The organism is Azorhizobium oxalatiphilum (assembly GCF_014635325.1).
GTDB classification, from domain to species: domain Bacteria; phylum Pseudomonadota; class Alphaproteobacteria; order Rhizobiales; family Xanthobacteraceae; genus Azorhizobium; species Azorhizobium oxalatiphilum.
The window spans coordinates 1-718 of record NZ_BMCT01000026.1 but is presented as its reverse complement, the minus strand read 5'-3'; the positions used below and the strand labels follow the sequence as shown (position 1 = coordinate 718).

1 protein-coding gene and 1 pseudogene are annotated in these 718 nt (G+C 66.7%); both read left to right on the top strand.

The genetic code is table 11. The features are described from left to right. On the top strand, positions 1-593 hold a 593-nt coding region (locus tag IEW24_RS28600), incomplete at its 5' end, for an ABC transporter ATP-binding protein (protein WP_188584329.1). Beyond that, positions 580-718, top strand: a pseudogene (locus IEW24_RS28955) (ABC transporter ATP-binding protein); the annotation flags it as partial. The gene IEW24_RS28600 and the pseudogene IEW24_RS28955, both read left to right, overlap by 14 nt.

Here is a 718-nt window from a genome sequence, read left to right as displayed (position 1 = left end):
AGCCCACGCGCGGACAGATCCGCCTCAACGGGCGCGACATCACCCGCACCAAGCCGGCGGATGTCGCCCGCCTCGGCATGGTCCGCTCGTTCCAGATCTCCGCCACCTTCGGCAATCTCTCCGTGCTGGAGAATGTGCGCGTCGCCCTCCAGCGCAAGCTCGGCACCTCCTTCCATTTCTGGTCGTCGGAAACCGCGCTCGACGCGCTCAATGATCAGGCCATGGACCTGCTGGAGCAGGTGGGCCTGTCCTCCTACGCCCGGCATCTGGCCACCGAGCTGCCCTATGGCCGCAAGCGCGCGCTGGAGATCGCCACCACGCTGGCGCTCGATCCGGAGATGCTGCTGCTCGACGAGCCCACCTCCGGCATGGGCCGCGAGGACATCGCGCGCACCGCCGAACTCATCAAGCGCGTCTCCGCCAACCGCACCGTGCTGATGGTGGAGCACAATCTCTCCGTGGTGGCGGACCTCTCCGACACCATCACCGTGCTGGCGCGCGGCGAGATCCTCACCGAAGGCCCCTATGCGGAGGTCTCGAAGAACCCGCAGGTGGTGGAGGCCTATATGGGCACGGGGCATGGTCATGGTTGAACCTCTGCTCAAGGTCGCAGACCTGCACGGCCATTATGGCGAGAGCCATGTGCTGCACGGCATGACGTTCGATGTGCAGCCGGGCGAGGTGGTGACGCTGCTGGGCCGCAACGGCGCCGGCAAGA